The organism is Bacteroidota bacterium (assembly GCA_039111535.1).
Lineage (GTDB): Bacteria > Bacteroidota > Rhodothermia > Rhodothermales > JAHQVL01 > JBCCIM01.
Genome location: JBCCIM010000285.1, coordinates 1 through 5,920, shown reverse-complemented (window position 1 = coordinate 5,920; position 5,920 = coordinate 1). Strand labels below are relative to the sequence as shown.

The window sequence follows — 5,920 nt, the reverse complement described above, 5'->3', positions numbered from 1 at the left end:
AGACAGGTGTTTGCAGTAGTCAAAAGCGGTGTTGCCTTCGACAATGATTATGTCGAAAAAATGAAACTGAATACTTGATTCTTAACACAGTTCATCCTGAGCCCTGCGAAGGATCTGGGCGAGCAGTGTGCCTTGCCATACGATGAACTGCACCATACCTGTGGTTCCCGGATCAAGTCCGGGATGACGTGTGTGGTGGGGTGTGGCCACTCGCAACTCTGCACTCGCAACTCTGCACTCGCAACTCTGCACTCGCAACTCTGCACTCGCAAGCCCCCACCGGCAAAAAAATAAACCGGCTCAGAATATAGCTGCACAACGCCTGTAGCCCTCACCCGGACAGGCGACTCCATTAACAGAAAACCAATCTCCCAATGGAAACGCAAGCAGCGCTGCCGCGCACCGGTTTTGAAAGCCAGGGTCGCAATAACCTGTTTTCGATTAAACCCTACAAGAACAACCTCCTCACTCCGGGGGCCAACTACTGGATCATCTGTATCCACCTCGTAATCCTTGTTATGGCCACCTCTGAAGCCATTGCATGGGGCTACCTCGGCTCTCTTTTTGGCAAAGCAACGCTGGGCTACATCGCAGCGGCCATCACTTTTGTGTTCATGTTTCTCATCATCTGGGTGATCGACGTGAGCTTTGTAACGCTGGACCTCTCTCGCTCTTACTACGACAAAATCATCCTCAAAAAAGAAACGGATCGCTGGGTAGACAATACCCGGCTTGGGATCGGGATGTTGGGCCGTGTGGCCATTGTATTTGTGTCGTTGAGCATTTCTGCGCCATTCCTCGCCCAGATTGTGTTCAAGCAGGACATAGACAACGAAATTAATCGCCGCAACATGGCAACCGTCTCGATGGTGAGCGACTCTATGATGATCGCGAAAGACGAAGAAATTGCTGCCGTTGACTCCATGATTCTCGTGCGCGAAGCTGAGCTGATCCAGGAGACCGCCGGCAACGGATCTTCCGGTAACTACGGATTTGGACCCGTAACCCGCGCCATGCAGCAGAATATCAACCGTTTGCAGGACGAACGCGCAACATTATTGCAGGACAAAGCCGTGATGGCGCAAACCGTCCAGTCTTTGACCGTCGATGAGTTTGCCGATGTATACAATGTCGATCTGGTCGACGACGGTGTACGCACCCGCGAAGCGGTGTTGGCCGGCTTGATGGAGAACCAGGAGTACCAGACGGCTAAAACCGCGATTACTGCATTCCTCGCGTTCATTTTTGCCGCGCTGGTATTGCTGAAGCTCTTCCAGCCGCGCAGTGTTCGGATTTACTACAATGAAAAGCTGCAGGACCTGTACCGCGAATACCTCGCCGGCCACCTCAATAAATGGATTGCCGAGCCTGAGCAGAGCGTGAACGGACAAACGCAGATGAGTCCACTCCGCTTCGAAGACTGGTGCGTGAACACGTACAGCGTGGTGCGCAATGAAGACATCAAACGCCGCGACAGCCGCAAAATCTACAACCTGTTCAAAATGAAAATTGAGCAGCTTGAAGAAGAAAAAGCGGAGCTCAAGCGCATGATGGATCCCGTTGAGCAGGATTACGAGCAGGCGATGAACGAAGTGAATGCGGTTAAAATTGAACTGCTTGAAGTTGAAAACGAACTGGAATTCAACGAGCGCGATGGCACAGAAATCGCGCGTCAGCTGGAGAACATCTCGGATGACCTCCGCCAGAATCGATTCCAGGGCAGCGACGTGTTGATTGCTGTTACCGCAAAGAAAGAGGCGGAGGCCAAGCTCGCATCCAACAAAAATGAGCGGCTTGCACTACAGTACAAACACGACCTGATTCGTCACCGCTTTGATGTCAAAGATGCTGACGCGAAACAGGTTGAATCGCTGATGTCGAAGGTGCGGATGCATTACCGCGACCTGCAGGAAAAAATTGACCGCGAGCGTATCGCCTACACGGATCTGGTGGTAAGCGGACACGTGGTGGATATCCCGCGTCAGCCTGTGTTTGCGGATACGATTGGCAACGAACAGCTGCCGTCTGGTGAAGATGTGCCGGCACTTGAGCACGCCGCGCCGCCGGTGCTGGCTGCCGCTGCCCTTACCGGCGCAGCAGTTGTAGCTGCAAACGAACGGGAGGAAGAAGTCAGCGAAGAAGTTAATCCGGTTGAGAACCTGCTGTCAGACCGGACAGCAGAAGCCGCTGTTGATGAACTCCTTGCACCGGAAGCAACACCCTACAACGAAGCCGCTATCCATCCAGCCGTATCTGATGATGAAACGATGTTTGCTGAAGAAGCGCCGGTATCTGAATTCTCCTCCGCTACGGAAATACCTGAAACACAGGATTCGGTATTACCATGGGAAGATGAAGCGGATGATGCTTCGGTTCAACTGATGGATGAACGTCCGGAAGTAGAAGAGGCTGATACAATTGACTTGCTGGATGAAGCCGACGCCTATGTTTTGGCCGATGCTGACGAGAATACCCCTGATGCACTGGAATCGGAAGATAACCAGTCAGAAGACACAGAAGACGAGGTGAACATGTATTGGGGATATGATGATGACGAGGCTGACAGTCCGGATGCAGATGAAGCGCTGGCGTGGGAGCGTGACATGCTTGCTGAAGAAGAGGCATTGGAAGACGCGGAAGAAGTCCGTGCCCTGCTTGACGAACAACCGGACCAGCGTGCATTGAATGCTGAAGAGCAAACAGATCTCTTTGATGCCATTCGCAAAAAAGAAGAAGCCAAAGACGCGGACAGTCCGATTGAATTTGTTGATGACCACGAACTCAAAGCCTATGCGGATGCCGCAGCCCTGGCTGCCTTTGCCTCTGAAGAAGCCAAGCCTGAACCGCATCCTGAAGACGCACCTGCGCCGGCTGAGCAAAGCGCAACGGACGGGCAGGAAGCTGATGAAACGGCACCTGAGCCCCAGGTTGTCGCCGACTACTTTGTAGATCCGGCCCTCATGACCTACAATGAACTGCTTGCTGATAAACAAGATGAAAGCTTCAATGGTGAATCGGATCATGAAGAAGAGGCCGAATTCGAACCTGCTGACGAACTGGTCGCTACTGAATTTGATGCTGCGGACGAGTTGGCAGATGATGATAGTGCTGAAGGAGCCGGTGCAGATACTGATGCATTGGCAACGGCTGAGGTATTCATCGAAGACGAACCGGCAGTAGACGAAGAAGCACCAATCGATCAATCAGCAGGCGAAGAAGCGGACCTTCCAACAATCTATATCCATCGCGATGCCCTCGCTGAAGATGTGATTGAGGAAGACGTACCGGATGAAGAAGTATTGGATGAAGAAATGATCGACGAAGATGATCGCCTGGTTGATGAGATCATTGAGCAAATGATCAATCGAAACAATCGTGCGGACCGGAACGGCCGGCCGATTAGGAAGGGTACCTTCGGTAAGACGTTCGGGAAGGGCGTTTAAACCAAACGGGGCCGGCGTGCGGTGACAATCTAATTGTGCTCACGCCGGCCCTTTTTACGGTATGTACTGGGTAAGGCAGGTGTCTATGGGAGAAACAACCCATAGCACCTGCCTTTATGCTTTCACACGTTTGGAGCAGCACCATCCTTGGGGTGGATGCATTGCCCATAGAAATAGAAACCTATGCCCGTGGCGGCACGCCCAAGTACACCGTGGTCGGTCTGCCTGATGGGGCCGTCCGGGAGAGTCGCGACCGTATTTTATCTGCTTTGCGGACCAACGAACTGCCGCGCCCGCGGGGCATCGTAACTGTAAATCTTGCACCGGCAGACGTGCGAAAAGAGGGCGCAGCGTTCGACTTGCCGATCGCTATTGGATTGATTGCAGCGGTCGACCGTGATGTGCAGCAGGAGCGATTGGATCAGTTTGTCATAACAGGCGAATTGTCTTTGGAAGGCCACGTGCGCCCGATTCGAGGCGCGCTATCTATGGCGATGCGGGCGGTGAAGGACAAAAAACAGGCTGTTGTGGTACCGGTCGCCAACGCGGCTGAGGCCTCCGTCGTCGAAGGCGTCGACGTATACCCGGTGCAAACGTTAGAAGAAGCCTATCACATCGTGTTGGGACACAAGAAAGCGCCTGCGAAATACAAGCGGCAGCTGTTGGAGCAGCAAGCTTTGGCTAAATCGGGTATTGACCTGGCAGATGTACGTGGTCAGTCCAATGCCAAGCGTGCGCTGGAAGTGGCAGCAGCGGGAGGGCACAATGTGTTGATGATTGGACCACCCGGCGCCGGCAAAACGATGTTGGCGCGGCGGTTTGCCACGATTCTTCCCCCACTGACTACGGCGGAGGCGCTTGAGACCACGCGGGTGTACTCCGTAGGCGGGAGGCTGACAGATGGCTATGGACTGGTGCAAGAGCGTCCGTTTCGCGCACCACATCATACAATCTCTGATGCCGGCCTCTGTGGCGGCGGGGTGCACCCGCGTCCTGGCGAAATTTCAGCTGCACACAATGGCGTGCTCTTCCTGGATGAGTTGCCGGAGTTTAAGCGGCACGTGCTGGAGGTGCTGCGGCAGCCGCTGGAAGAAGGGCAGATCACCATCAGCCGGGCGCGGTTCTCTGTGACCTTCCCTGCCCGTATAATCCTGATCTGTAGCGCCAATCCCTGGGGTTGTGTTGCCATTTCCCCGGTAGTCTTAATTGCCTCAAAACCGTTGAATTTGGCATATCCCACTAATCCAAAGACTATTGGAGAGCATATTAAGAAGAAGAGGATGGATCTTGGACTGATGCAAAAAGACATTGCCAAGATCATTGGGGTAACGAAAGGAACTATAAGTTATTGGGAGGCAACTGATAACCCACTGCGAGTAAAGTCGTATCCAGGCATCATTCGGTTCCTTGGGTATATCCCTTTTGAGATTGGGGACAGTCCAGCAGAGCAGTTGTTGGGTTATAGGAGGATACTGGGTTTGACTCATAAAGGAGTAGCAGAGAAGTGGGGCGTTGATCGGGGTAGTATAGAGAGGTGGGAGAGTGGTGCGATACCTCGGAATGAACAATTTAGAGAGGGGATCGCGAATGTTGCGAATAAGCTGGTCGTAGAGCTTGGTCTGGTCGTTAAAGCACGGGCAGATTGAAAAAGAAAGAGTTAGATGCACGACTCTATAAGCCAGGGCATGGGTTGTTTGAGAAAATCTGTAGGGGGCGACGTTTACAGTTGATTGAGGTGGTTTACCATTGTTATCGATTCGGCAGGGATTCTTGAAGTGCCTTTGCCTCTTCAATGGTTGCCTGTTTTATTAAATTGTTTTCTCTGAACTGAAATCAAGTAAAAAACCACATATATGCCATGCTCAATCGTTTTTAATAACGGACGCTTCTCAGATGCTAAAGCGAGTAAAATTATAAATGCGTAGCAGAAAAATCAGCCATTTAGATTTCGCAATCGCGCGGACGCAGCGAAATAACACTCCCTTGTAGATGCAGAAGAGGGGAGAAGTGCCTATTTTGAGGGGGAATGTTTCGCACACGCGGCCAAAAAAAGACCATTCCAGTTATTCAAGGTGAGCTGGTCAGATATCTGTAGACACTGGATTTGGATTTTGTTAGATTTCTCTCTGGCGGCCCCAAAAAAGGGCCGCACCTTCTTCTGGTACGGCCCAATTCTTCGAGCAGGTTGGTTTATCTTTTAAGGCCAATATGCGTTCGTTGCTTATTAGAAACTATGTTTCCTCTTCCATCGGTTAATACCCAGTAGGCTTTGAATTCCGGAAAGGGCTCAATCTGATAAGTTGACAGCCAATGAAATGAAGCACAGTATCTGGGCACGCGTTGTTCATAGATGTAGTCGTGTCCATCCCTTATTAACTTTACACCTATTCGGTCTGCAAAACCCCGCTCGTAAGAAAGGAAGTACCCCTCATAATTTCCCGCTTGCTGAGAAACTAAAAGATACAAGTGTTTAAATT

At 51.7% G+C, this 5,920-nt stretch carries 3 protein-coding genes; 2 read left to right on the top strand and 1 reads right to left on the bottom strand.

Going from position 1 to position 5,920, the window contains the following annotated elements; genetic code table 11:
- The first annotated feature begins 374 nt into the window (after nt 1-374).
- Complete coding sequence (locus AAF564_25530) at nt 375-3,443, top strand: hypothetical protein (protein MEM8488932.1); 3,069 nt, start codon at nt 375-377, stop codon at nt 3,441-3,443.
- A gap of 116 nt (nt 3,444-3,559) precedes the next feature.
- The gene (locus AAF564_25525) at nt 3,560-5,089 is read left to right on the top strand and encodes a YifB family Mg chelatase-like AAA ATPase (protein MEM8488931.1); all 1,530 of its coding nucleotides are present in this window, start codon (nt 3,560-3,562) and stop codon (nt 5,087-5,089) included.
- A 544-nt stretch (nt 5,090-5,633) separates the two neighbouring features.
- On the opposite strand, the gene AAF564_25520 is transcribed toward AAF564_25525, so the two are convergent.
- The coding region (locus tag AAF564_25520; protein MEM8488930.1) for a hypothetical protein at nt 5,634-5,920 on the bottom strand (287 nt) is incomplete at its 5' end.